The organism is Mesorhizobium sp. B2-6-4, from assembly GCF_006441495.1.
Lineage (GTDB): Bacteria > Pseudomonadota > Alphaproteobacteria > Rhizobiales > Rhizobiaceae > Mesorhizobium.
On record NZ_VFUE01000012.1, the window covers coordinates 65,216 to 90,912 of the forward strand.

Genomic DNA, 25,697 nt, shown 5'->3' on the forward strand with positions numbered 1-25,697 from the left:
GCGTCTAGGCTGCGAGGTATAAGAGGAATGGAGTTGCCATGAACGTACCGGCCGCTGTGACCGAACACGCCAATCGTCGAGCCGGCGGCCGCCTGGGGCGCAAGGCGCTGCGGGGAGCTCCGGTAACGTCGTTTCCGACACTGGTCCGCCAAATCCCCGTCTATCAGATGGTGCCGGACGAGGCAGTGGAACTCATACACCAGGAATCGCTCGCCATCCTGGAGGACGTCGGATGCGAGTTCCGCGACGATGAGGCCATCGAAATGTGGAAGGCCGCCGGCGCGGACGTCTCCGAGACAAGAGTGCGGATCGACCGCGCCTTGCTGATGGAGCTCGTCTCGAAGGTGCCGTCGGAGTTCACGCTCAACGCGCGCAACCCTGAGCGTACGGTGCGCGTGGGCGGAAAGAATTCCATCTTCGTGCCGATGTATGGCGCGCCTTATGTGCGTGACCTCGACAATGTCAGGCGCTACGGCACGCTCGCCGACCTCAACAATTTCCACAAGCTCGCCTACATGGCGCCGGCCCTGCATTCCTCGAGCTCGATCATCTGCGAGCCGATGGAAATAGCGGTGCCCAAGCGTCACCTCCACATCATCCATTCGGCGCTGAAGCATTCCGACAAGCCGTTCATGGGCATCGTGACGTCGAAGGATCGGGCGGAAGACACGATGGCGATGGCGGGCATCGTGTTCGGTGAGGATTACGTGCGCGACAACCCTGTGCTGGTGTCGATCACCAACTGCAATTCACCGCTGGTATGGGATGCCACCATGCTGGATGCGATGAAGGTCTATGCCCGTCACAATCAGCCGCTGATCCTGGCGCCCTTCGCGCTCTGCGGCGCCTCGACCTCGGCCTCGGCCGTGGGCGCGGTGGCGCAGGTCAATGCCGAGGCGCTTGCCGGTGTAGCGTTCACCCAGCTCCTGCGTCCCGGCTCGCCTCAAATCTACGGCCAGTTCATGGTCACGGTCGACATGAAGACCGGCGCTCCGATGGGCGGCACGCCGGAGGCCGCGCAGATGATGTATCTGATGGGCGCGCTGGCGCGGAAATACGGGCTGCCGTGGCGCACGTCCGGCTTCCATGTCGGCTCGAAGCTGAACGATGCCCAGGCCGGCTACGAGGCGAACATGCTCATGCATGCCGCCATCCTTGCCGGAGCCAACTACATCTGGCACTCGGCCGGATGGCTCGAGGCGGGTCTCACCTGCGGCTATTCGAAGTTCGCGACCGATTGCGAACAGCTCGTCGGCTGGTACAAATATGCCGGCGGGCTGCCGTTCGACGATTTCAAGGAAGCGATGGCCGCCATCCGCGAGGTGGGGCCGCAGGGCCATTTTCTCGGCACCCAGCACACGCTTGAGCATTTCGAGCGGGCCTTCTTCATGCCCAGCATCATGGATTTCAATTCCTATGAACAGTGGAAGGCCGAAGGGGCGAAGGACCACGACACGCGCGGCCGGGAGAAAGCGCGTAACATGCTGGCCGATTATGAGGAGCCGAAGCTCGATGTGGGCATCGCCGACGGTCTCAGAGATTTTATCGCGCTGCGCGAGGAGAAATTGCCGGACAGCGTTAGCTGACGGGACGAAGATCTGACGGGAACCACAAGGGAGGAAAAAATGACGCTTTTCAAAAGCAATGGTGATCGTGTTCCAAGCGCCATAGAGGAGATGGCCAACGAGGCGCGTGCGGGTCGGTTCGACCGGCGCGAATTCCTGGCGCTGGCAAGCGCCTTCGGGGCATCGACGGCTCTGGCCTATGGCATGATCGGCCTTGCCGCGCCGACGGACGCCTTGGCCGAGGAGCCGAAGAAGGGCGGAACGCTGCATGTCTCGATGTCGGTGAAGGCGCAGAAGGATCCGCGCACCTATGACTGGGTTGAGCTTGCCAACATCTCGCGCACCTGGCTGGAGCCGCTTGTGCGCTATACCAGGCAGTTCACCTTCGAGCCGGTGCTGCTCGAAAGCTGGGACATCAACGACGACGCCACCGAATATACGCTACACGTGCGCAAGGGCATCACCTGGAACAATGGCGATACCTTCAACGCCGATGATGTGGTGCACAATGTGACGCGCTGGTGCGAGAAGGGCGTCGCCGGCAACTCCATGGCCGCGCGTGTCGGCGCGCTGATCGACGCTAAGACCGGCAAGGCAAGGGACGGCGCGATCACCAAGATCGACGACAACACGGTCAAGCTGAAGCTCTCCGAGCCCGACATTTCGCTGATCCCGAACTTCACCGACTATCCGGCGCTCGTCGTCCACCGCAATTTCGATGCCGATGGCGCCGATCCGATCAAGAAGCCGATCGGCACCGGACCCTTCGAGCTGGTCTCTTACGATGTCGGCCAGAAAGCCGTCGTCAAGCGCCGCGAGAACGGCAAATGGTGGGGCGGCGAAGCTCCGCTCGACGGCGTCGAATTCATCGACTACGGCACCGATTTCAACGCCACGGTGAATGCCTTCGATTCCGGCGAAATCGACCTCAATTTCGAGTCGCCCGCCGATTTTATCGACATCCTCGACAAGATGGGGCTGGAGAAATCGGAGGTTGCGACCGCGACCACCCTGGTTGCGCGCACCAACGTCACGCACAAACCCTATGATGACAAGCGTGTTCGCAATGCGCTCCAGATGGCGGTCGACAACAACGCGGTGCTGCAGCTTGGCTATAGCGGTCGCGGCACGGTCGGCGAAAACCACCATGTCAGCCCCATCCATCCGGAATATTACCCGCTGCCCAAGAAGGAGCGTGATGCCGCTGGCGCCAAGAAGCTGATGGCGGAGGCGGGTCAGGCCGACTTCGAGCATGAGCTGATCACCATCGAGGACGATTGGCAGAAGAACACCGGCGATGCCATCGCGGGCCAGCTGCGCGAGGCCGGAATCAAGGTGAAACGGACGGTGCTGCCGGGCTCGACGTTCTGGAACGACTGGACGAAATATCCCTATTCGATGACGATCTGGTACATGCGCCCGCTCGGCGTCCAGGTGCTGGCGCTCGGCTATCGCACCGGCGAGGCCTGGAATGAATCGGCGTATTCGAATCCCGATTTCGACGCCAAGCTCAAGCAGGCGCTATCGCTGATCGACGTCGCCAAGCGCAAGGAGGTGATGAAGGATGTCGAGCAGATCCTGCAGGATTCCGGCGTCATCATCCAGCCGTTCTGGCAGAAGCTCTACAGTCATACGAGCAAGAAGGTGAAGAACTACGGCGTCCACCAGACTTTTGAAATGGACCTCCAGAACGTCTGGCTGGACGCCTAGCTGCAATGGTTGGCGAATGCCGGCACCCTTTCAGGTGCCGGCTGTCCGGCAAATCGATTATGGCTGCGGGCGCTGGCGCTCGGGTGCTGCCGCTAGGGCTTTTGAGGAGCGGTACATGTCTGGGCAGGTCTTCAACCGGTTGTTCACGCCGATTGCTCTGCGCGGCAAGACCTTACGCAACAGGATCGTGTTCGGAGCCCATACCGCGAACATGGCGGTAGAGGGACTGCCGACAGAACGGCATGTCGGCTATTATGCCGAACGCGCTATCGGCGGCGCGGGCATGATCGTCGTCGAGCCGATGCCGGTGCACCGGGCCGCGGTTCTTACCCGCGGCAACTTCCGTCCTTCCGACGAGAGCGTGATCTCCCATTTCCGCAAAGTGACGGAAGCGATCCGCGGCAACGGCGCCGTCGCCATCCAGCAGCTCTATCATGTCGGTCAGCACGCGGACGCGGACAACTCGTTCCATGCCGGCTGGTCCCCTTCCGGACTGCCGAGTTATCACGACTCTGACGGTTCGCATCGAATGTCCGAAGCCGAGATCGAAGAAACGATCGACGGTTTCGTGCAGGCGGCGCGCCGTTGCCGCGAGGCCGGTTTCGACGGCGTCGAGGTCTGGGCGGCGTATCATTCGATGCTGGACCAGTTCTGGACGCCCTGGTCCAACCGCCGCGACGACCGGTGGGGCGGCAGCCTTCAAAATCGCACCCGGATGAGCCGTGAGGTGATGAGCAGAATTCGCCGGGAATGCGGCGATGATTTCATCATCGGCCTTGCGGTCAACGACGAACCGGAAGTCGAAGTGGCGCTGAAGCGCGAAGCATTGGCCGAGATAATCGACCTCCACGACCGCGATTCTTTGATGGATTATGTGACTTGTGGAACGGGCTCCTACTTCGATTTCTACAAGATCATCCCGACCTTTGTTTATCCGGAAAAGCTCGGCGCCGACCTGGCGTCCGTGCTCAAATCCACCGTGCGCCACGCGTTGGTCACCGCCGAGAGTCACATCCGTACGCCGCAGAATGCCGAAAGTGTGCTGAGCGAAGGCCACGCTGATCTGGTTTCCATCGTGCGGGGGCAGATCGCCGATCCGCACCTGGCTGCAAAGGCCGCCGCCGGACGGCCGGAAGACATTCGCGGTTGCCTGTCCTGCAACCAGATGTGCTGGGGCCGACGCAGCCGCGACTACTGGATCAGCTGCGTCATCAATCCTTCGGCGGGGCGGGAATGGGAATGGGGCGGAGATCGCTTCGCCCCGGCTAGCCAACCCAAGCGCGTACTGGTCGTCGGCGGCGGTCCCGCCGGCCTCGAAGCGGCGCGTGTAGCAGCCGAACGCGGTCACCGTGTCACGCTGGCCGAGGCTTCCGACCGTCTTGGGGGGCAGTTCCGCCTTGCGGGGCTGCAACCGCGCCGCGCCCAGATTCTGGATCTGATCGACTGGTACCAGCGCCAGCTCAGCCAGCTTCAGGTCGACGTCCAGTACGGACAATATGTCGAGGCGGAGGATGTCGAGCGCGAAGGCGCGGACCACGTCATCATCGCAACCGGCTCGATGCCGTCAGACGGCGCTTTCCAACGGGCATTGCCGCAGTGGGAAAGCATCCCGGGCGGCGGGCTGGTTCTCTCGGCCGAAGCCGTGATGGCCCGTGAGGCGAGACCAGGCAAAAATGTTATCTTGCTCGACGATGGCGGCAATTGGAAAGGGTGCGGCACCGCCTGGAAACTCGCCGAGGACGGTCACAATGTGACGCTTGTGACACCCGACGCCCTGGTTGGCAAAGAGCTTCAGCGAATGGCAGTCGACGCGCCGCTGCGCCGCGCACTCGCCAGGCTGCGGGTGCGGTTTTTGACCGAGAGCGCCATCGTTCATTGGGACGGGAAGGCCGCCAGGGTCGCTTCCCTGCTCGACGGAACCGAGCAGGACGTCGAAGCCGATGCGCTGGTCTTCGCCACGACGAATATGGCAGCCGACATGCTTTCCGTCGAACTCGACAGGCGCAAAATTGCCCACACGTCGATTGGTGATTGTACCGCCTCAAGGCAGGCGGCTTTTGCCATCCATGATGGCCGCAAGGTGGCGCTTGGTCTCTGATCGCAGTCTTGGCACGCACGACTGTCGGATGACCTGCATCGGCCGCGACGCGGCCGCGGGCTTCATGAGCCGCAAAAAAGCCGATATGCAGGATGCGTGCTACTGGATTGCGCCAAGCCATCAAAAGCCGGAGATTCTGCATGAGACTGACAGTGCTCCTTGCCGCCCTTGCGACGGCCTTTCCCGCTGTCGCCCTGGCCGGTCCGGCGTCGGACGCCGTGAAGTTCTTCTATGTTCCGGATGTCAAGTTCGAGGCCGACGCAAAATACCGGGATCGCTTCACCGAGCCGGTGACGAGACTGTTCGACCTCAACGATCAGGCAACGAGGAAGAATCCGGACCAGGTCGCCTGCATCGATTTCGATCCGGGCCTCGATGCGCAGGATTTCGACCAGAAGACCGTCTCCAAGACCCTGAAAGTGTCCGAGGTGGTGGATGGCGATACTGCCCAGGTGGTGGCGAGCTTCAGCCTCTTTCCCGAAGGAGACGATGCACAACGCGAAATGCATTGGTCGCTGAAGAAGATCGACGGCAAGTGGAGGATATCGGACATCGCATCGAAGACCAGCGATTGGACGCTGAGCCAGCTCGAATGCCTGGCGGGCCAAGATCCGGAGTGATCCGATGGCCCGCCGCCGGTTCCTGGCACTGTCGGCCGTGTGCATTATGGCGGCGGACTTGAGTGGCGGCGCCGCGCAGGGGCTGCTCGGCGCGCCGCCGGCAAACGCTCCGGCGGCCACCGCGCCCGACGACAACGGGTCGCCGCCAGCGCCTGCACCTCGCGCAGCCGCCGAGCCGGCAACACCACCGGCTGCCTCGCCGAGCGAACCTGCCGCCCCAATTCAGCCGGGCTCGCCGACAGCGGTGGTCCGGCCATTCTACGACCAGGTCGGCTTGGAGGTCGATCCGTCGCAGCGCCGCCATTTCGTCGATCCGGCGAAAACGGTGCTCGACAAGAGCGATGCGCTGCGCAAATCCGGGCAGGGCGAGTGCCTCGACCCCAACATGGCGCTCGACAATGCCGACTATGATAAGGCCGAGATCGACAAGAGCCTGAAGACGCTCGAGGCGATCAATGGCGACCAGGCCAAGGTCATCGTCGCCTTCGTCGTCGCCGGCAACCCGCACCGCCTTGAGTGGAAGTTCAAAAGGGTCGACGGCGAATGGAAGATATCGGACCTGCTATCGGTGACCGGTGAATGGGCGCTCAGCCAGTACCAATGCGAATAATGGTTCGAGCTAGCCTCGCCCGCGATAGGGCGCCACTCCGGTCTCGGGCAGCCAGGCGCCTTCCGGCGGCGCGCCCGTCTGCCAGAACACGTCGATCGGAATGCCGCCGCGTGGATACCAATAGCCGCCGATGCGCAACCATAGCGGGCTCGTTGCCGCCACGATGCGGCGGCCGATCATGACGGTGCAATCCTCATGGAAAGCACCATGATTACGGAACGAGGTCATGAACAGCTTGAGCGACTTCGATTCCACCAGAGCCGCGTCGGGTGCGTAGTCGATGACGATATGGGCGAAATCAGGCTGGCCGGTGACCGGGCACAGCGAGGTGAATTCCGGGCAGGTGAAGCGCACGATGGCCGGCGGGCCGTCGCCGCGCGAAAACGGCACGGTTTCCAGGACCGCCGCTTCCGGGCTCTGTGGCGTCTCGACATGCGCGCCGAGCTGGGTGAGGGTTTTGGTATCGATCATGGACGGCTCCTTGCCTGCCTGTCGCCGGAAGCACGCTTCCATGGCGGTCGGCGCGAACGAAGATTGGAATAAACGCCGCAATCCACTCAGGGGCGGCGCATCTGGCCGCTCAATAACACAATTTGAAACCGCAGGAAGACGATGACCAGCAACGATCCGCTTCTCCAGCCCTATCAGCTCAAGCATCTGACGTTGAAGAACCGGGTGATGTCGACCAGCCACGAGCCTGCCTATTCGGAAGACGGCATGCCCAAGGCGCGGTACCGGCTCTACCACACGGAGAAGGCCAAGGGCGGCATGGCGCTGACAATGACCGCCGGCTCGGCCATCGTTTCACGCGACAGCCCGGCCGCCTTCGGCAATTTGCATCTCTATGATGACGGGATCGTGCCATGGCTCGCGGAACTGACCGACGCCTGCCACGAGCATGAATGCAAGGTGATGATCCAGATCACCCATCTCGGCCGTCGAACCGGTTGGAACAAGGCCGACTGGCTGCCCGTCCTGTCGGCTTCGCCGGTGCGGGAGCCGGCGCATCGCGCCTTTCCCAAGACCATCGAGGATTGGGATATCGAACGCATCGTTTCCGACTATGCTTCCGCCGCCCAGCGCTGCCAGGCCGCCGGTCTCGACGGCATCGAATTCGAGGCTTACGGCCATCTGATGGACGGCTTCTGGTCTCCGTCCACCAACCATCGGGAGGACGAGTTCGGCGGCTCGCTCGACAACCGGCTGCGGTTCACCGACATGGTGCTCGACGCCGTGCGGGCGGCCGTCGGCGAAAAATTCGTCGTCGGCATACGCATGGTCGCCGACGAGGATTTTTCGCAAGGCCTGTCGAAAGAGGAGGGCGTCGAGATCGCCAGGCGGCTTGCCTCATCAGGCAAGGTCGATTTCCTCAACATCATCCGGGGCTCGATCGAGACCGACGCGGCACTGACCAAGGTCATTCCGGTGACCGGCATGCGCTCATCGCCGCATCTCGACTTCGCCGGCGAGGTGAGGGCGGCGACGAAATTCCCGACCTTCCACGCGGCGCGAATTTCCGACGTCGCAACTGCGCGCCACGCCATCGCCGCCGGCAAGCTCGACATGGTCGGCATGACCCGCGCCCACATCGCCGATCCGCACATCGTCCGCAAAGTGATGGAAGGGCGCGAGCACGAAATCCGCCCGTGTGTCGGAGCCACCTACTGCCTCGACCGCATCTACGAAGGCGGCGAGGCGCTCTGCGTCCACAATGCGGCGACCGGCCGCGAGGCGGACATTCCGCATATCATCACCAAGGCCGAGGGACCAAAGCGAAAAGTCGTCGTCATCGGCGCTGGTGCAGGCGGACTGGAAATAGCGCGCGTGGCCGCGGAGCGCGGCCATCAGGTGACGGTGCTGGAGGCATCGGGCCAGGCCGGCGGACAGGTCAGGCTGGCGACGCAGAACCCGCGCCGCAAGGAATTGATCGGCATCGTCGACTGGCGGTTGGCCGAACTCGACCGGCTCGGCGTCGAGATCCGCTACGACAGTTGGGCCGAGAAGGACGACGTTCTGGCGTTGTCGCCCGATGTCGTGGTGATCGCCACCGGCGGACTGCCGCAGAATCCGCCGCTGACGGCGGGCGACACTCTTGTCACATCGAGCTGGGACATCATGGCTGGCAGCGTCAAGCCGGCTGAAAACGTGCTGCTCTATGACGACAATGGAGGCCATCAGGGAATGGGCGCTGCGGAACTCGTCGCGGCTGCCGGTTCGAAGCTGGAACTGGTTTCGCCGGAGCGATTCTTCGCGCCGGAAATGGGCGGCATGAACCACGTACCCTACATGCGCGCCTTCCAGGAGAAGGGGGTCACCATCACTATCAACACAAGGCTGCGCTCGGTGCGCCGCGAGGGCAATCAACTGGTTGCCGAGCTTGCCTCCGATTTCGCCGACGGCTGGCGCGGCGAGCGGCGGGTCGACCAGGTGGTGGTCGAGCATGGCACGGCGCCGCTAGACGACCTTTATCTCTCGCTGAAGCCATTGGCGACGAACGGCGGCGCCATAGACTATGAGCGGCTGGTGAGTGGCGGCGACATTTTTCCCGAGCGCAATCCGCAAGGATCTTTCGTGCTGTTCCGCATCGGCGATGCCGTCGCCTCGCGCAACATCCACGCCGCCATCTATGACGGCATCCGGTTCGGGCTAAGGATTTGAAAGGCTGCTGTCGCTAACAATTTCGAGGAGGCGCGCAACGGAACCTCCGCAAGGAGAGCCATCTGCTGCCTTGGTTCGTTGCGCGCCGCGTACGCCGCCTGCTTGCGCCGGCACCGTACGATCCGTGATCAGAACATTCTGGCGGTGGCCATGCAGAGCACGGTGAGAACCAGCAGCCAGGCGGCGATTCGCTCGCCTTGGGCCATCTTCGCGCGCAGGGCAGGTTCGGTGGCCGCGTCGGCGCCAACAAGCTGCGTGCTGGTGCGGCGGACCATGGCGCTGAGCACTCCAGCCGCGGCGAAAGCGGCAACGATGCCGAGGGCCAGCACCATTTCCATCGAGCCGAAATAGGCACCATGGAAAAAATACCAGAGCAGCGCACCGGTGAGAAACACCATGCCGGCCGCTCCCATTTGCGGTCCAATGAAGCGTTCAGCCCGGATCTCGGGGTCGCGCGCTAGCGTGATGGTGGTGCCGGCCCAGAACACCCCCGCCATGACGTGAAGACCGATGGTGATGATGTAGACATATTGCATACCAGCTCTCCTCTCTTGCCCGCCGTCGCCTAAATAGTTAGATATCTAACTGTTAGATGCCAATGTATAAATGAGTGCCAGTTCCATCCGTGCAAAACACCGTCTAGTGTCTTGCCATGACGCCCTTTGAACGCCCGCCGGTTGGCATGAATCTCGGCCGCACCGCCAAGCTTGTTGCACAGGCCTTCGACACCGCGTTGGTTGAAGCGGGCGGCACGTTGCCCGTCTGGCTTACTCTGCTGTCGGTCAAATCGAGCGAGCTAGCCAACCAGCGCGAGCTCGCCGGAATGATCGGCATACAGGGAGCGACGCTCACCCATCATCTAAACGCGATGGAGGCGCAAGGATTGCTGACGCGCCGCCGCGATCCCGTCAACCGCCGGGTCCATCTGGTCGAATTGACAGAGGCCGGAGAAGCGATGTTCGAGACACTGCGCAAGGCGGCGCTTGCCTTCGACAAGCGGCTGCGCGTGGGCCTGTCAGACGACAGGCTGGCGGAGTTTGCGCAAGTGCTGGCGACCTTGCGGGCCAACGTGGAAAGCTGACGATGTCCAAGGCGCGCCGCGTGAATCTCTTCGACACTACGCGCTGTAGGAAAGCCGGATCACCGCCTCAGTCGTCATAACTCTGGATTGTCCCAAAGGCATAGCCGCGCTGCTTCAGCGCGGTAATCAGCATGGCCAGTTTCGTCTTGCCGTCGAAGCCGTCCTGGAACATCTCGTCATGCATGAGCAGGATCATCTTTCCGTGCTTGACGAAGCGGCCATAGCCGAACAGGTGATCGATCTCGCTGACCAGGTGGTCGACGCTCTGCACCGGCTTGCCTGTGTCGTCATGCACCCACTCATGGTCCCAGCCATAGAGATAGAAGCCGGAAGCGGCGACGAATTCGTAGTCCGGCTCCTCCCGGCCTTCCTGCGCAAGGCCGAGCGAGGTGTCGTTCTTCGACATTGAGGGCAGTCTGAACACGTCGCGCCCAGGCAGCCTCGCATGAACCTCCGGAGCGAGCCCGAGCACGGCGTTGGCCCGCAGCATGTCTGCCACCACGCCTTCCGTATCGGCATAGAAATGTTGGTAGCGGTTGTTGGCGTGGCTGTAGCTGTGATTGCCGACCGTCACCAGCGGCAGAGCTTTTGCGCGTCTGACTAATGCCTTGTTGCCCGCGCTCGCCTGCGCATGCATGCCGACCATGAACAACGTCGCCGGCACCTGCTGCGCTTCCAGCACGTCGAGGATGTTGCTGGTGCCGTTCAGCGGTCCGTCATCGAAAGTCAGATAGATGGTGCGATCCACTGCATAAGCGGGAAATGCGGCGAGCATGGTCAGCAAAGCAAGCAGAAGCGGCATCGGGACTACCCGTTTGCGATCGTCACAGGGCGCCATCTCGGTGATGAGTCGTCAAGCGCGGGTGAGGGCTGCCTACGCCAGGCTTCCCTGCAGCACCGTTAGCCTGGCCTTCTTCGGCATGCGGGCGCTCAGCCAGTCACGGGCTTTGTCCTGCGGCATCGGGAAGGCGATGGAGTAGCCCTGCACCTGGTCGCATCCGATGGCCATCAGTGAATCGAGTTCGGCTTCGGTCTCGGCGCCCTCCGCGACGATCGAGATACCAAGGCCGCGCGCGAGCTCGGTGATGGCGCGCACGATCTTGGAGTTGTCACCGTTCTCATGGATGTTCTGGACGAAGCGGCGATCGATCTTCAGCCGGTCGATCTCGTTGGGATTGACGTGGCTGAGCGATGCGTAACCGGTGCCGAAATCGTCGAGCTCAAGATGAACGCCGGCGGCCCTGATATGGCGTAGCTTTGCCGCGATGCCTGTTTTCTCGTCATCGAGAATGACGGATTCGACGATTTCCAGCGACAGTTTCTGCGGCGGCAGGCCGGCCTTCTCAAGCGTCTCGAACAGGAAAGCATCGAAGTCGTGCTCGCGCAATTCGGTTCCGGATACGTTGACCGCAAGTCGTCCGAAAGCAATGCCGTCGCGGTTCCATTCGGCGGCTTCGTTGATCGCCTTGCTGATGACGATGCGGCCGATATCAGGCATGAAACCGCATTTCTCGGCGACGGGAATGAATTCGCCAGGCGAGATCATGCCGCGCTCGGCATGGTTCCAGCGCACCAGCGCCTCGATGCCACTGATCGTGCCGTCGCTCAGTGAAACCTGCGGCTGGAAATAGACCTGGAATGCCTGCTGTGAAATGGCAACCTTGATGTCGTGCTCGAGTTGCTTGCGATAATCGAGTTCGCGACGCAATTCCTCGGAGAAGAACGAGAAATTGCCGCCGCCCATCTTCTTGGCGGAGTAAAGCGCCAGATCGGCGTGAACCAGCAGGTCCTGGGCGTTGTCGGCGTCGATCGGATAGACGGCGATGCCGCCGCTGGCGCCCGGTAGAATGGTCGTGCCCTGGAAGACGATCGGCTCGTTGATGTGCGCAAGAATGCGCCGTGCCAGCATGTTGATGTCTTCGCTGCCGCCGGCGCCGTTGAGGATCATCACGAACTCGTCGCCACCGAGGCGCACGCACAGATCCGACGCCCGACAGGAATCGCGCATGCGCTGGGCCGTGATGACCAGCACATAGTCGCCGGCAGCGTGGCCGAGCGTGTCGTTGATCTGCTTGAACCGGTCGAGATCAAGTTGCACCACCGCAAGACGTTCGCGCCGACGATGCGCGCTCTTGATCAGCGTGTCGAAATGGTCGGTCAGGAATGTGCGGTTGTGCAGACCGGTCAGCCCGTCATGAACGGCGATGAAGGCCATCGAATTGCGTGCATCGACGAGTTCGCGCGTCTTGCGCAGGATCGCGTTTGACATGGGCCGGAAGATGAACAGCGCCACCAGAACGATGACGCCGATCGTGGCGTAAAACAGCGTGCGGTGCAGATCGAGCATCTTTTCGGATCGTTCGTCGGCGAAAGCACTGATGCGCTGGCCCAGCGCCGAATAGCCCGACAATGTTGCGTTGGCGACCGAGGCGTCGAGGGTGACGCGTTCGTAACCGCCCTTGTAGCCTCCATTGTCGCCGAGTGCGAGTTGGGACGAGAAGGCCGATACCAGGCGTTCGCCATTGGCGACCAGCCCGACGGAAAAATAGTCGAGATGAAAAGGCTTGCCGAAAAGGACGTTCTCGACCGTCTTCGGATCGAGCCTGGCCGGCGACTTTGGATCGGCGGCCGTCTGCTTGAGCAGCAGGTCATAGTTGGTTTCGAACTCCGCCGTCGCCTGCTTGAGCGCGTTGACGAGCGCCGGCTGCTTGTCGCGCGAAGCAGCACCGGTCGCACCGGCGAGGAAGACGATGCGCTGCGACAGCGTCTTTTGCGTGCTGACGATATCGAGCAGCGTATGGTTGTGCCGTTGGGTGGCCATCACCTGCTGCAGCAGGATGAAGGAAGCCACCACCATGGCGGCGATGATCAGCAGCGCCAGCCAATAACCAGCCTTGATCAGCAGTATGAGCTTGCCTGAAACGGTTTGCACCGGCTGCTGCGACATCTTGGGGGGCGGCCCTCTCGCCAACGGATTCCTATATGAGCATCATTGAACTGCAAACATTAACAGGACTGGAAATCGACAGCTGGCCGACAAGGGGAAAGGCTTAAAGGTCGCGAAATGGTTATCGGCCTCTTTCGCGGCCGGTCCGCATTTGAACATTCGCCGGCCCCATGTGATCCGGATCGTCCCTCGAGCCATGCCTGCGGCATCCGTTCGACATTACCCAGCCACCTGATCCGGTCGCTTTTGCGGTGGATTTTTTGGGCGTGCGGGACGACAGTCGGCCCACGTCAAACGAGGCACGATCATGACCGCAGCATTTCTCTCCCATATCGACGGCGAACTTGAGGGGCTCAGATCGGCCGGACTGTACAAGTCCGAGCGGGTGATTTCCTCCACGCAGTCGGCTGAGATCGAGGTCGGCGGCGAGAAGGTGCTGAATTTCTGCGCCAACAACTATCTCGGCCTCGCCGACAGCCCCGACCTGCGCGAGGCGGCAAAGCACGCGCTCGATCGCTACGGCTACGGCATGGCTTCGGTACGTTTCATCTGCGGCACGCAGGAGGAGCACAAGCAGTTGGAAGCGACGATATCGTCCTTCCTCGGGATGGACGACACCATCCTCTACGGCTCCTGCTTCGATGCCAATGGTGGACTGTTCGAGACGCTTCTGGGCGAGGAGGACGCCATCATCTCCGATGCGCTGAACCACGCCTCCATCATCGACGGGGTCAGGCTGTCCAAGACCAAGCGCTTCCGCTACGCGAACAACGATATGGCGGATCTCGAGGCGCGGCTGAAGGAGGCGAAGGATTGCCGGTTCCGGCTGATCGCCACCGACGGCGTGTTCTCGATGGATGGCATCATCGCCAATCTCGCGGGTGTGTGCGATCTGGCCGAAAAATACGATGCCATGGTCATGGTCGACGACAGTCACGCGGTCGGCTTCGTCGGCAGGAACGGCCGCGGCTCGGCTGAGCATTGCGCCGTCGAGGGCAGGGTCGACATCATCACCGGTACGCTCGGCAAGGCGCTGGGCGGCGCTTCCGGCGGCTACACGTCCGGCAAGAAACAGGTGGTCGACTGGCTGCGCCAGCGCTCGCGGCCCTATCTGTTTTCCAACACGCTGATGCCGGCGATCGCCGGCGCCTCGATCAGAGTGTTCGACATGATCCGCAATGGCGATGCCCTGCGCGAGCGCCTATATGCCAATGCGGAACGGTTTCGGACACAGATGGGGAAGCTCGGCTTCACGCTGGCAGGCGCCGGCCATCCGATCATCCCGGTCATGCTGGGCGATGCCAGCTTGGCGCAGGAGATGGCGGCGCGCATGCTGCAACGCGGCATCTATGTCATCGGCTTCTCCTTCCCGGTGGTGCCCAAGGGCCAGGCGCGCATCCGCACGCAGATGTCGGCTGCGCATTCCAGCGCCGACATTGATCGGGCGGTCGAGGCTTTCGGTGCGGTTGGCAAGGAACTAGGTGTGATTTCCTGAGCGACCGGCGCCGCAAACCGCTTCCGGATCAAGAGATTCAAGGGACAAAAGAATGCCGAACATGATGAAGGCGCTGGTGAAGGCCAAGGCCGAGCCGGGCATCTGGATGGAAGAGGTGCCGGTGCCGGAAATCGGCCCCAACGACGTCCTGATCAAGGTGAAGAAGACTGCGATCTGCGGCACCGACGTCCACATCTACAATTGGGACCAGTGGGCGCAGAAGACGGTGCCCGTGCCGATGGTGACCGGCCATGAATTCGTCGGCACCGTCGCGGATTTCGGCGCCGCGGTCACCGAATACAAGGTCGGCCAACGCGTGTCGGGCGAAGGCCACATCGTCTGCGGACATTGCCGCAACTGCCGCGCGGGCAGGGGGCATCTGTGCCGCAACACGCTCGGCGTCGGCGTCAATCGCCCGGGCGCCTTCGGCGAGTACCTGGCGATCCCACAGCACAATGTCGTGCCGATCCCGGACGATGTGCCGGACGAGATCGCCGCGATCTTCGATCCCCTGGGCAATGCGGTTCACACCGCATTGTCATTTGATCTGGTCGGCGAGGACGTGCTGGTCACCGGCGCCGGACCGATCGGCATCATGGGCGCGCTGGTGGCGCAATGCGTCGGCGCCAGGAAGGTCGTTATCACCGATATCAATCCGGTTCGGCTGGATCTTGCGCGCAAGCTTGGCGTCCAGCACGTCGTCGACGCCTCCAAGGAAAAACTGAGCGACGTGATGCCGGCGCTCGGCATGACGGAGGGTTTTGATGTCGGCCTGGAAATGTCGGGGGCAGCCCCCGCCTTCCGCGACATGATCGACACCATGAACAATGGCGGCAAGATCGCCATCCTCGGCATTGCGCCGACCGGGTTCGAGATCGACTGGAACAAGGTCATCTTCAAGATGCTGCATCTCAAGGGCATCTATGGCCGCGAGATGTTCGAGACCTGGTACAAGATGATCGCGCTGGTCCAGGGCCCGCTCGACGTCTCAGGCCTGATCACGCACCGCATCGGCATCGATGATTTCCAGGTTGGATTCGACGCGATGCGCAGCGGCAGTTCGGGCAAGGTGGTGATGGACTGGTAATCGATGCGCCGGGAGTCTCAGGCTTCGAGGCAGGCGATGCTAGGGTCGCCTGGTTTTCAGCCATCGCACCTGTCGCCAGGCGCGCCGCAACGCAGTTGCGGCGGCGCCGATGGCAATGGCGGCGAGCGCAAGCGTCAAGACTTCGTTGTGGCCATTCCAAAGGAATTCTCCGGTAGATAGCAGTGCCGCGACGGTTGCGACTGCCATGCGATGTGGCTTGGCCATCGGTCCGGTGAAATCACTCGGCGTCTCGTTGGCCCGCCCCAATTCCCGCACATAGGCGGTGAGAACCGAAAAACAGGCCGCTGCCCAGCCAAGGCCAGGCATGCCGATGCCGTAACCTATGCCGGCCATGATGGCGATATCGGCGAGCCTGTCCGGGAACTCGTTCCAGAACGGCCCGTCGGCCGACGCCTTGCCGCCCTCGACGGCGACCATGCCATCGAACAGATTGCACAGCAGCCGCAGTTGGCAAAACAGCGCCGCGCCCAGCAACAGCAGCAAACGAGAAGTGCCGCCGCTCTGCCCGCCAAGCCAGAAGGCCGTGCCTGCCAGCGCGCCGGCGAGGATACTGGCCTGCGAAATCTGGTTGGGGGTCACGGAGAGTGCGGCGAGACGTCTGGCCGTCGCTTGTGCCCAGCGCGTGTCGCGGCTTGCAAGTGGTCTGCGATCGCCCGTGTTCATCACTGCCTCATCCCGGTGACCAGAAATAACGAGTGAGATGGAAGAAGATCGGAGCGGAGAAAACCACCGAATCCAGCCGATCTATCAGGCCGCCATGGCCGTGGATCAGATGGCCCCAATCCTTCACGCCGCGGTCACGTTTGATGGCGGACATCACAAGGCCGCCGAAAAAACCCATCAGCGTGATCAGGAAGGCCATCGCGCCCGCCTGAAGCGGAGAGAACGGCGTGATCCACCACAGGCCAGCGCCGATGAGGCTGGCGCTTGCAACGCCGCCGAGGAAACCTTCAAGCGTCTTGGACGGCGAAAGCTTTGGTCCGATCTTCGTATGCCCGATCGCCTTTCCCCAGATGTATTGCAGTACGTCGCTCAATTGCACGACGATGACAAGGAAGGCTATCAGAAGCACATTGCGACCCTCGTAGCCGGGAATATGCAACGTCAGAAGAGCCGGGACGTGGGAGGCGCAGAAAACGCAGATCATCAACGCCCATTGCACCTCGGCAATTCGAACGAGGAAGTGCTGGGTGTCGCCCCGTGTGGCTGAGATGATTGGCATCAACAGGAAGGCGTAGACCGGGATGAAAACAGAAAAGATCCCGTAGTCCTCGATCCAGAGCAGCACATACTGTACCGGCAGCACGACGAAAAACGCCGTGGCCAGCGCCCAGTGGTCGGCACGCCGGGTATTGGTCAGCGTCACGAATTCGCGAAGTGCGGCGAAGGAACAGAAGCCAAAGAGAAGCAGGACGCCGATCCGCCCGGCGATGAATGCTATGGCGATGAGGATCGCCATTACCCACCAGGCATTGATACGGGCGTTGAGGTTCTCGATGGCTGGGTTGGAGCCTTCCGGCGACAGCCGTCGCTCCAGGATATGCCCCACGAAAGAGGCCACGAGCAGGATCCCGCAGACGCCGAGCACGAGAACCATCATATCGAATTGGGTTGAGCTCATTCCGCTGCCTTTTTCGGTGCCAGCGCCAGCAGCGCCCCGCGTGCCCGCTCGAGGAACATATCCTTGCTCTCGCCGTCAGCCAGGTGCATTGCCTCGCCGAACGTCACCGTGCAGATCAGCGGGATAGGCACGAATTCCCCTTTCGGCATCACCCGGTTGAGATTGGCGATCCATACCGGCACCAACTCGAAATCCGGGTGCGATGCCGCCAAATGGAACAGGCCGGACTTGAATGGCTGCAAGGACGCGTCGGATTGGTTGCGCGTGCCTTCCGGGAAGAGAATGAGCGAAGAGCCTTCCCTCATCGCCTCTCCCATGCTTTCGACAGGATCCATCGTGCGTCCGTCGCGATTGCGCTCGATCAGGACGGCATTGAAAACGTCACGGCCGATGAAGGCTCGGACTTTTGATTTCAGCCAGTAGTCGGCACCCGCTACGGGACGCACCCGCCGCCGCAGGCGCGGCGGCAGAACAGCCCAGATCAAGATGAAATCGCCATGGCTGGAGTGATTGGCAAAGAAGATCGAGCGACGCCGAGGCAATCTGCCTTCATGCCAAAACGGCCGCACGGCGGTGATGGCTCGGGCAAACAGCAAGACGACCACGGCCACCGGCCTCGCGAGCAGCGACTTCATCCTTCCCCCCAATTCGCCCGTCGATGATCACCGGCTGACATACAGCACTGAAAATCCGCCACCGAGCAAGCAGCGATCGAAAATGACCGCCAGACAGTCTCTGCTTCAAGGCGCTGTCGCGTCGAGCCACCGTCTCATATTCTATCTGCCGATAGCCGCTATCTCAGACCCAACGCGCTTTCCAATGACGCAACGCCTTTGACGATGGAGGCTTGCTGGTCGGCGCTCAACTGGGCCAGCAGCTCCCGTTCGAAAGCCTTCGCCAGTGGCACCATCTCGCTATAGGCCGCAAGTCCGGCTCTGGTCAGCGCCAGGTGCTCGACGCGGCGATCGTTCTCGTCAGTGGTTCGGATGAGCCAGCGGCGACGCTCAAGCTCCGCCACGGCACGCGAAACCTTTGTCTTGTGCATCGCCGACTGCGCGCCGAGTTCCGTCGCGGTCATTGTGCCGCGCTGGCCAAGCCCCGAAAGCGTACGCCATTCCGGCCGTGTGAGGCCGTGACGCTCCTTGTAGATCCGAGAGAATTCGCGGCTCAGCGCATCGGCCAGCCGATACAGCCGGTAGGGCAGAAAGCTTTCGAGTTCCAGGATTTCGGATTCCATGACCAGCCGTCGAGAAATGCCCGCGCACGGCATTGATAGTTACATTTTGGATGGTTACAAATGAAACCAATTTGGTCAAGCATTCGCGAGGAGGAAGCGATGGCCTTTTCCTACATGCCGGGTTTCGGTAACGATTTCGAAACCGAAAGCCTGCCGGGTTCGCTGCCGCACGGGCGTAATTCACCGCAGCGGCCGGCCTACGGCCTCTATGCCGAGCAGCTCTCCGGTTCGCCCTTCACCGCGCCGCGCGGCACCAATGAGCGCTCCTGGCTTTACCGCATCAGGCCGAGCGTCAGACATACCGGGCGCTTCAAGTCGGTGAGCTATCCCTTCTGGAAAAGTGCGCCCAATGTCGGCGATCATGAGCTGGCGCTCGGCCAGTATCGCTGGAGCCCGGTGCCGATGCCGAAGGAGCCGACCGATTTCATCGCCGGCATGCGCTCGATCACCACCGCCGGCGACGTGCTTGGGCAGACCGGCATGGCGGCGCATGTCTATGTCGCCAACAGGTCGATGGTCGACGACCATTTCTTCAACGCCGACGGCGAGTTGCTGGTGGTGCCGCAGGTAGGCGCCTTGCGCTTCGTCACCGAGATGGGGGTCATCGAGCTCAGGCCCGGCGAGATCGCGGTCCTGCCGCGCGGCCTCGTGTTCAAGGTCGAACTGGTCGATGCCGAAGTGCGCGGCTATGTCTGCGAGAACTACGGCGCCAAGCTGACGATGCCCGACCGCGGCCCGATCGGCGCCAACTGCCTGGCCAATCCGCGCGATTTCAAGACGCCCTGCGCCTGGTTTGAGGAGAAGGAGACGCCCTGCCGGCTGATCGTCAAATGGTGCGGACATTTTCATGTCACGGAAATCGGCCATTCGCCCCTCGATGTGGTGGCGTGGCACGGCAACTATGCACCCTATAAATATGATCTGGCGGCGTTTTCGCCGGTTGGTGCGATCCTCTTTGACCACCCCGATCCGTCGATTTTCACGGTGCTGACGGCGCCGAGCGGCGAGGAGGGCACCGCCAACATCGATTTCGTCATCTTTCCGCCGCGCTGGCTGGTGGCGGAGGATACGTTCCGCCCGCCCTGGTATCACCGCAACATCATGAGCGAGTTCATGGGGCTGATTCACGGCCAGTACGACGCCAAGGAAGAAGGGTTCGTTCCCGGCGGCATCAGTCTGCACAATCTGATGCTGGCCCATGGCCCGGATGCACCTGGCTTCGAAAAGGCCTCGCGCGCGGATCTGAAACCGGTCAAGCTCGACAACACCATGGCCTTCATGTTCGAGACCCGGTTCCCGCAGATGCTGACCCGCTACGCCGCCGAACTCGACACCAGGCAGGACAATTACATCGACTGCTGGGCCGATCTGAAGAAGCGCTTCAATGGCACGCCCGAGGGCGATTGGTCCTGAAGGATCGCTGCCGCCGGAAAACTGCCTTCAGGAAAGTTGAGCCGGCGGCTTGACGATTGCCCATAACAGCCTTGTTGTGGGCCTTGCGGCGCAAGGCCGCGTCAGGAGAGGAAACCGCATGAAGCTTGCCACATTGAAGAACGGGACGCGCGACGGAAAGCTCGTCGTCGTCTCGCGCGATCTTACACGCTTCACTGATGCCTCCTTCCTGGTGCCGACGCTGCAGGCGGCGCTCGACGATTGGCGGCGGATTTCGCCGCATTTGGCCGCAATGGCGGAGTCGCTCGAGAGCAATGCGGTGCCGTCGGCGCGCTTTCACGAACATAATGCCCATTCGCCGCTGCCGCGCGCCTATCAATGGGCTGACGGTTCGGCCTATGTGAACCATGTCGAGCTGGTGCGAAAAGCACGCGGCGCCGAAATGCCGGCAAGCTTCTGGACCGACCCGCTGATCTATCAGGGCGGCTCCGACAGCTTCATCCCGCCGCGAGACCCGATCCGCACGGCCGACGAGGCCTTTGGCATCGACATGGAGGCGGAAGTCGCGGTCGTTGTCGATGATGTGCCGATGGGCGCTGGCCTTGAAAAAGCGTGGGAGGCGATTCGCCTAGTGATGCTGGTCAACGACGTGACGCTGCGTGCCATTACCGGACCGGAACTCGCCAAGGGGTTCGGCTTCTTTCAATCCAAGCCGTCCTCGGCCTTCTCGCCGGTCGCGGTGACGCCGGACGAGTTGGGCGAGGCCTGGGATGGCGGCAAGGTCAGCCTGCCGCTGCTTGCCGACCTCAACGGCAAACCTTTCGGCCGGGCGAATGCCGGCGTCGACATGACGTTCGATTTCCCCGCGCTCATCGTGCACGCGGCGAAAACACGGCCGCTGGCGGCCGGCACCATCATCGGCTCCGGCACCGTCTCCAACAAGCTCGGCGGTGAGCCTGGCAAGCCTGTCGCGGCCGGCGGCGCTGGCTATTCCTGCATCGCTGAACTGCGCATGATCGAGACCATCGAGAGCGGCGAGCCGAAGACGCCGTTTCTGCGTTTCGGCGACACGGTGCGCATAGAGATGAAGGACAAGGCCGGGCATTCGATCTTCGGCGCCATCGAGCAGACGGTCGAGAAATATGAAGGGTGAGAGCGCAAGAAGTTGAAGGATGAACCTGCTTGATCACCTGCGCCGAATGGCCCGCAACAACCGCTGGTCGAACGACCGGCTCTACCGCGCCGTGCTTATGCTGGGGCCTGGTGAATTCGAAGCCAATCGCATCAGCTTCTTCCCGTCGATAAGGGCGACGCTCAACCACATCCTTGCGGTCGATCTTCTCTATCTCGATTTTCTGGAGCAGGGCGGTATCGGCGCCGCGGTGTACGATGATTTCGTGCCGTTCGATAACGCAGCCGATTTGTCAGTGGCCCAGATCAAGTTCGACCGCAGGCTGATCACCTTCTGCGATGCCTTGTTGGAAGCCGACCTCGACCGCCATGTCATCACTGACCGGCGTGGAGACGGCATGATCCCGGAAAAGATCGGCGATATCCTCGCCCATGTTTTCCTGCATGACATCCACCATCGCGGCCAGGTGCACGCGATGCTGTCCGGCACGTCGGTCGCGCCGCCGCAACTCGACGAGTTCCTGCTCGATTATGATTTGAAGCTGAGGCAGGAGGAGGTTGGACGGCTGGGTTTGTGAGACCACTGCTTATGTCAGGGCGACGTCGTAGCGGGCGAAATGCGGGTCGGATGTCATGATGGTTAGTTTGTCCATTTGCGCCTGCGCAATCAGTAGTCTGTCGAATGGATCGCCATGGTGGTGGGGTAGGCCAGCGACAGCGTTCGCATGCTGGAAGGTGACGGCGAGCGGCTGAAATTGCATCCTTGGAAGCAGTGTTGGCAGATCATCCGGCGCATCGAGTTTTCTGATTGAGCGCTTGATGGCAATTTCCCAGACGCTTGCCGCGCTGGCGAACACCACCGCTTCCGAAGCCAGGATGGCGCGGTAGTGCTTGCTGAGACGTCGATCGTCCGAAATCGACCAAAGGATGATATGTGTATCGGCGAGAAACGGGCCGATCATCATTTGACGTACTCGTCCCATTCGGGGCCGAGTTCGTCAAAATCGTCCGCAATCCAGATCTTGCCTTTCAACGCGCCGATACGCGGCAAGGGTTCCGCCGCTGCCGGAGGCACGATACGCGCAGCCACCTTGCCGTGGCGCGTGAGTACAATCTCTTCACCGGCTTCCGCGCGGCTGACGAGTTCCGACAATTTGGCCTTGGCCTCGGCGATGGAAACATTCATGGCTCGATCCTTTGTGACCATAATTTAGGTCATAATTTATCGAACCGCAAGCCACCTGGTCGGGATCGATCTACTCCGCGGCCTGCACCTTGATCACGCCGCGCTTGATCTGGTCCTGCTCGATCGATTCGAACAGTGCGCGGAAATTGCCTTCGCCAAAGCCTTCGTCGCCTTTGCGCTGGATGAATTCGAAGAAGATCGGTCCGATCACGGTCTTGGAGAAGATCTGCAAGAGGATCTTCGTCGTGCCGCCGTCGACCACGCCTTCACCGTCGATCAAAATGCCATGCTTCTTCATGCGCTCGATCGGCTCGTCATGGCCGTTCACGCGTGCATGCGACATCTCGTAATAGGTCTCCGGCGGGCCGGGCATGAATTTCAGCCCATTGGCGGCAAGCTTGTCGGTGGCCTCGTAGATCGCGTCGGTGCCCACCGCTATGTGCTGGATGCCCTCGCCATTGTACTTCTTCAGATATTCGGCGATCTGGCTGGTGTCGTCCTTGGACTCGTTGAGCGGAATGCGGATCTTGCCGCAGGGCGAGGTGATCGCTCGGCTGACCAGCCCGGTGATCTTGCCGTCGATGTCGAAGAAATGTATCTGCTTGAAGCCAAACAGGTCGCGGTAGAAATCCCACCATTTGTCCATGTTGCCGCGGTAGACATTATGCGTGAGGTGGTCGAGGAAATAGAAGCCGACGCCTTCCGGCCTGGGGTCGCGTTTGCCCAGCCATTCGAATTCGGCATCATAGGCCGAACCCCTCTCGCCATAGGTTTCGATGAAGTAGAGCAGCGAGCCGCCGATGCCAACGATCGCCGGCACGTCAAGCGTCTTGTCGGCGCCTTCGTAAGGCGTGGCTCCTTTCGATACCGCGTGTTCGAAGGCATGCTTGGCGTCCACGACCCGCCACGCCATCGAGGAGGCGCATGGGCCATGCTTGTCGACGAACTTCATCGCATGCGAGCTGGGCTCGGCGTTGACGACATAGTTGATGTCGCCTTGCCGCCAGACGGTGATGTCCTTCGTGCGATGCCTGGCCACGGCTACGTAGCCCATGCGGGTGAACAACTCGGCCAGCTTCCGCGGCTCCGGATGCGCGAATTCGACGAACTCGAAACCGTCGGTGCCGGCGGGGTTGGTCTTGCTGATCTTGGCGGGCGGGGCGTCGTGCGGGAAGGGACCCATGATAATCCTCCGGAAGCTGGCTTGGCCTGGATGGGCCATCTCAACTCATCATAGCGCGGGCAGGTCGCACGGTGCTTGCATTCAAACGCTTGAAATGTTTATCTGATGCATGAAATGTGCATGGTTTTTTGAAGTATCATGAATAATGCGCGTCTTGATCAGTTTGATCGCAAGATATTGGCGCTGTTGCAGTGTGACGCACGGCTCACCAACAACGACCTTTCGGAGCGGGTGAACCTCTCGGCCTCGCAATGCTCGCGCCGCCGCCAGCGGCTTGAGGAGGACGGCTATATCAAGGGCTATCGCGCCGTGCTTGACCGCGACCGGCTGGGCTTTTCGCTGGTCAACGTCATCTCGGTGACCTTGGCCACCCACAACCGCGACAATGCGCGGCGCTTCGGCGAACTCGTGGCGCGGCTGCCCGAAGTGCAGGAGGCGCACGCGCTGACCGGCGAAATGGATTATATCCTGAAGGTGGTTACGCCCGACCTGAAATCATTGTCGGAGTTCGTCAATGGCGTGCTCTTGCCGCACGAATCCGTGCAGCACGTCAAGACGGCGATTGTGCTCGAGACGCTCAAGGAGACGGGCGCGCTGCCGATCTAACCCTTCGACTGTTGGATCAGCCCGTAGAGATTGGTGCAGCGAGCGCCGGAACGGCAGTAGGCGAACACCGGGCCTTCCAGCTCGTCGAGCGCTTGTCCCTGGTCCTCGACATTCTCCGCGGTGATCTGGCCGCTGATGACGGGAATGTAGCGGAAGGCAAGCCCGGCAGCCTCGACTGCGGCCTTGAGCGTGTCGGCCGAAGGCTGGCCGGGCTGCTCGTCGTCCGGCCGGTTGCAGATCACGCTCTTGAAGCCTGCTGCCTTGATGGCGGCGACGTCCTCGGGCTGGATCTGGCCCGAGACCGAATAGTCCTCGCTGATCTCGCGGTATTCCATTGTGGTGTCCTCGCAATCTGGTTGGGCAGTCTTGCCACTCCCCGGCACGGCCGGCAATCCACGCCGAGGGATTTCTCTGCCAAATAGCGAGTGCTGACCGGAAAATCCAACCGGGCCGCGAGGGCCCGGTTGGGTCGGAGCGGCTCAACTGCCGAGGATCGCGCCTTTGATCTGCGTGATGTTGTTGTGCATCATGTCGATATAGGTCGAGGCCGGGCCGTCGGGCTGCGACAGCGCGTCGGAATAGAGCGTGCCGCCGACTTTGATGCCGGTCTCGCTGGCGATCTGCTCGATCAGTCGCGGATTGGTGATGTTCTCGACGAAGATCGCCGCCGCTTTGTCCTGCTTGACCTGCTCGACCAGCTTGGCGACGTCGGCGGCCGACGGTTCGGAGTCCGTCGAGACGCCCTCCGGCGCTAGGAAGGTCAGGCCGTATTCGTGCTCGAAATAGCCGAACGCGTCATGCGAGGTGATGACAACGCGTTTTGCCTCGGGAATGGACTGGATCGCCGCCTTCACTTCACCTTCGAGCGCGTCGAGCTTCTTTGTGTAAGCCGCGGCGTTGGTCTGGTAGCTGACGCAGCCATCATTGTCGGCCGCACAGAACGCCTCGGCAATGTTCTTCACATAGATCTTGGCGTTGGCGATCGACTGGAAGGCATGCGGGTCGGTGACCGTCTTGCTGCCGCCGGTACCCGCACCCTCCGCCGCGTCCGCATCGGCGAATTCCGGTTTGAAGTCGATCGCCGCCACGCCCTTGGTCAGGGTGACGATCGAGGCCTTGGTGGCGCTGGCATCGACCAGCCGCTGTAGAAAGCCCTCGAAATGCAGGCCGTTGACCAGCACCAGATCGGCGCCCGCCATGGCGACCGCATCAGCCGGGCTCGGCTCGTAGACATGCGCATCGCCGTCGGGTCCCACGATGGTGGTGATGTTGACGCGGTCGCCGCCGACATTCCTGGCGAAATCGGCAATGACGGTGAAACTCGCGACCACTTTCAAGGGCGCCGCAAAGGCCGACGACGCGCCGAGAGCAGTTAATGTTATAACGCTCATCGTGAGGGCGGCGCGGATCGATTTCAACATGGGCGGTCTCCTTGGAGGCTAGGGATAG

26 protein-coding genes are annotated in these 25,697 nt (G+C 61.8%); 13 read left to right on the top strand and 13 right to left on the bottom strand.

Features of this window, described 5'->3' with window-relative positions; translation table 11 throughout:
* The first annotated feature begins 38 nt into the window (after positions 1-38).
* The 5 genes from FJ426_RS17875 to FJ426_RS17895 all read left to right on the top strand — a co-directional run bounded on the left by FJ426_RS17875 (position 39) and on the right by FJ426_RS17895 (position 6,603).
* Positions 39-1,586 carry a trimethylamine methyltransferase family protein gene (locus FJ426_RS17875; protein ID WP_140560531.1) on the top strand — a complete coding sequence of 516 codons (1,548 nt, stop codon included), beginning with the start codon at positions 39-41 and terminating at the stop codon, positions 1,584-1,586.
* Positions 1,587-1,625: 39 nt separating this feature from the next.
* On the top strand, positions 1,626-3,275 hold the full coding sequence (locus FJ426_RS17880; RefSeq protein ID WP_140673247.1) for an ABC transporter substrate-binding protein: 1,650 nt from the start codon (positions 1,626-1,628) through the stop codon (positions 3,273-3,275).
* A gap of 115 nt (positions 3,276-3,390) precedes the next feature.
* Positions 3,391-5,373: an FAD-dependent oxidoreductase gene (locus tag FJ426_RS17885; RefSeq protein ID WP_140560533.1), complete on the top strand. Its 1,983-nt coding sequence runs from the start codon at positions 3,391-3,393 to the stop codon at positions 5,371-5,373.
* A gap of 140 nt (positions 5,374-5,513) precedes the next feature.
* Positions 5,514-5,993, top strand: a complete 480-nt coding sequence (locus tag FJ426_RS17890) for a DUF3828 domain-containing protein (protein WP_140560534.1) — start codon at positions 5,514-5,516, stop codon at positions 5,991-5,993.
* Positions 5,994-5,997: 4 nt separating this feature from the next.
* Positions 5,998-6,603: a hypothetical protein gene (locus FJ426_RS17895; protein ID WP_140560535.1), complete on the top strand. Its 606-nt coding sequence runs from the start codon at positions 5,998-6,000 to the stop codon at positions 6,601-6,603.
* 9 nt (positions 6,604-6,612) lie between these two features.
* On the opposite strand, the gene queF is transcribed toward FJ426_RS17895, so the two are convergent.
* Positions 6,613-7,074: a preQ(1) synthase gene (gene queF / locus FJ426_RS17900; protein WP_140515582.1), complete on the bottom strand. Its 462-nt coding sequence runs from the start codon at positions 7,072-7,074 to the stop codon at positions 6,613-6,615.
* A 141-nt stretch (positions 7,075-7,215) separates the two neighbouring features.
* Here queF and FJ426_RS17905 point away from each other — a divergent pair, with 141 nt between their 5' ends.
* The gene (locus FJ426_RS17905; protein ID WP_140560536.1) at positions 7,216-9,261 is read left to right on the top strand and encodes an NADH:flavin oxidoreductase; all 2,046 of its coding nucleotides are present in this window, start codon (positions 7,216-7,218) and stop codon (positions 9,259-9,261) included.
* A 128-nt stretch (positions 9,262-9,389) separates the two neighbouring features.
* Here FJ426_RS17905 and FJ426_RS17910 read toward each other — a convergent pair whose 3' ends face one another.
* Positions 9,390-9,797, bottom strand: coding sequence for a hypothetical protein (locus FJ426_RS17910; protein ID WP_140560537.1), 408 nt, complete (start codon positions 9,795-9,797; stop codon positions 9,390-9,392).
* A 146-nt stretch (positions 9,798-9,943) separates the two neighbouring features.
* Between FJ426_RS17910 and FJ426_RS17915 the strand changes: the two genes are divergently transcribed.
* Positions 9,944-10,342, top strand: a complete 399-nt coding sequence (locus FJ426_RS17915; protein WP_224655784.1) for a MarR family winged helix-turn-helix transcriptional regulator — start codon at positions 9,944-9,946, stop codon at positions 10,340-10,342.
* A gap of 67 nt (positions 10,343-10,409) precedes the next feature.
* Here the strand turns inward: FJ426_RS17915 and FJ426_RS17920 are convergent, their stop codons facing one another.
* Positions 10,410-11,144: a polysaccharide deacetylase family protein gene (locus FJ426_RS17920; RefSeq protein ID WP_140515589.1), complete on the bottom strand. Its 735-nt coding sequence runs from the start codon at positions 11,142-11,144 to the stop codon at positions 10,410-10,412.
* A 72-nt stretch (positions 11,145-11,216) separates the two neighbouring features.
* On the bottom strand, positions 11,217-13,289 hold the full coding sequence (locus FJ426_RS17925) for an EAL domain-containing protein (protein WP_140560538.1): 2,073 nt from the start codon (positions 13,287-13,289) through the stop codon (positions 11,217-11,219).
* A 307-nt stretch (positions 13,290-13,596) separates the two neighbouring features.
* Here FJ426_RS17925 and FJ426_RS17930 point away from each other — a divergent pair, with 307 nt between their 5' ends.
* Together FJ426_RS17930 and tdh are read left to right on the top strand one after the other, a co-directional pair.
* Positions 13,597-14,784 carry a glycine C-acetyltransferase gene (locus tag FJ426_RS17930; RefSeq protein WP_140560539.1) on the top strand — a complete coding sequence of 396 codons (1,188 nt, stop codon included), beginning with the start codon at positions 13,597-13,599 and terminating at the stop codon, positions 14,782-14,784.
* A gap of 52 nt (positions 14,785-14,836) precedes the next feature.
* Entirely contained in the window at positions 14,837-15,871 is a 1,035-nt protein-coding gene (tdh, locus tag FJ426_RS17935) for an L-threonine 3-dehydrogenase (protein ID WP_140560540.1), read from the top strand.
* Between the two features lie 39 nt (positions 15,872-15,910).
* Here tdh and FJ426_RS17940 read toward each other — a convergent pair whose 3' ends face one another.
* The 4 genes from FJ426_RS17940 to FJ426_RS17955 all read right to left on the bottom strand — a co-directional run bounded on the left by FJ426_RS17940 (position 15,911) and on the right by FJ426_RS17955 (position 18,750).
* On the bottom strand, positions 15,911-16,558 hold the full coding sequence (locus FJ426_RS17940) for a CDP-alcohol phosphatidyltransferase family protein (RefSeq protein WP_181167398.1): 648 nt from the start codon (positions 16,556-16,558) through the stop codon (positions 15,911-15,913).
* 4 nt (positions 16,559-16,562) lie between these two features.
* Positions 16,563-17,513, bottom strand: a complete 951-nt coding sequence (locus tag FJ426_RS17945) for a phosphatidate cytidylyltransferase (RefSeq protein ID WP_140560541.1) — start codon at positions 17,511-17,513, stop codon at positions 16,563-16,565.
* Complete coding sequence (locus tag FJ426_RS17950) at positions 17,510-18,148, bottom strand: lysophospholipid acyltransferase family protein (RefSeq protein WP_140560542.1); 639 nt, start codon at positions 18,146-18,148, stop codon at positions 17,510-17,512. Before FJ426_RS17950 ends, FJ426_RS17945 begins: the two co-directional genes overlap by 4 nt.
* Positions 18,149-18,306: 158 nt before the next feature.
* On the bottom strand, positions 18,307-18,750 hold the full coding sequence (locus FJ426_RS17955; protein ID WP_140494170.1) for a MarR family transcriptional regulator: 444 nt from the start codon (positions 18,748-18,750) through the stop codon (positions 18,307-18,309).
* A 99-nt stretch (positions 18,751-18,849) separates the two neighbouring features.
* Between FJ426_RS17955 and hmgA the strand changes: the two genes are divergently transcribed.
* From hmgA to FJ426_RS17970, 3 genes are all read left to right on the top strand, one after another.
* The gene (gene hmgA, locus FJ426_RS17960) at positions 18,850-20,163 is read left to right on the top strand and encodes a homogentisate 1,2-dioxygenase (protein ID WP_140515599.1); all 1,314 of its coding nucleotides are present in this window, start codon (positions 18,850-18,852) and stop codon (positions 20,161-20,163) included.
* A gap of 118 nt (positions 20,164-20,281) precedes the next feature.
* Positions 20,282-21,295 (top strand): fumarylacetoacetate hydrolase family protein, encoded by a 1,014-nt coding sequence (locus tag FJ426_RS17965; RefSeq protein ID WP_140560544.1) that lies wholly within the window; start codon positions 20,282-20,284, stop codon positions 21,293-21,295.
* A 19-nt stretch (positions 21,296-21,314) separates the two neighbouring features.
* On the top strand, positions 21,315-21,851 hold the full coding sequence (locus FJ426_RS17970; protein ID WP_140494164.1) for a DinB family protein: 537 nt from the start codon (positions 21,315-21,317) through the stop codon (positions 21,849-21,851).
* Positions 21,852-21,860: 9 nt separating this feature from the next.
* On the opposite strand, the gene FJ426_RS17975 is transcribed toward FJ426_RS17970, so the two are convergent.
* The 3 genes from FJ426_RS17975 to hppD all read right to left on the bottom strand — a co-directional run bounded on the left by FJ426_RS17975 (position 21,861) and on the right by hppD (position 23,642).
* Complete coding sequence (locus tag FJ426_RS17975; RefSeq protein ID WP_140494162.1) at positions 21,861-22,238, bottom strand: type II toxin-antitoxin system VapC family toxin; 378 nt, start codon at positions 22,236-22,238, stop codon at positions 21,861-21,863.
* Positions 22,235-22,459, bottom strand: a complete 225-nt coding sequence (locus FJ426_RS17980) for a type II toxin-antitoxin system prevent-host-death family antitoxin (protein ID WP_023813589.1) — start codon at positions 22,457-22,459, stop codon at positions 22,235-22,237. The genes FJ426_RS17975 and FJ426_RS17980 overlap by 4 nt, the downstream gene beginning before the upstream one ends.
* A gap of 70 nt (positions 22,460-22,529) precedes the next feature.
* The gene (hppD, locus tag FJ426_RS17985) at positions 22,530-23,642 is read right to left on the bottom strand and encodes a 4-hydroxyphenylpyruvate dioxygenase (RefSeq protein ID WP_140515607.1); all 1,113 of its coding nucleotides are present in this window, start codon (positions 23,640-23,642) and stop codon (positions 22,530-22,532) included.
* Between the two features lie 138 nt (positions 23,643-23,780).
* On the opposite strand from hppD, the gene FJ426_RS17990 reads away from it, so the two are divergent.
* Positions 23,781-24,248, top strand: coding sequence for an Lrp/AsnC family transcriptional regulator (locus tag FJ426_RS17990; protein ID WP_140560545.1), 468 nt, complete (start codon positions 23,781-23,783; stop codon positions 24,246-24,248).
* On the opposite strand, the gene FJ426_RS17995 is transcribed toward FJ426_RS17990, so the two are convergent.
* Together FJ426_RS17995 and aztC are read right to left on the bottom strand one after the other, a co-directional pair.
* Positions 24,245-24,583, bottom strand: a complete 339-nt coding sequence (locus tag FJ426_RS17995) for a TIGR01244 family sulfur transferase (RefSeq protein ID WP_140494156.1) — start codon at positions 24,581-24,583, stop codon at positions 24,245-24,247. The two genes, FJ426_RS17990 and FJ426_RS17995, sit on opposite strands and share 4 nt — an antisense overlap.
* A gap of 144 nt (positions 24,584-24,727) precedes the next feature.
* A complete protein-coding gene (gene aztC, locus FJ426_RS18000) occupies positions 24,728-25,669 on the bottom strand; it encodes a zinc ABC transporter substrate-binding protein AztC (protein WP_140560546.1) in 942 nt (313 codons plus the stop codon).
* Positions 25,670-25,697 lie beyond the last annotated feature (28 nt).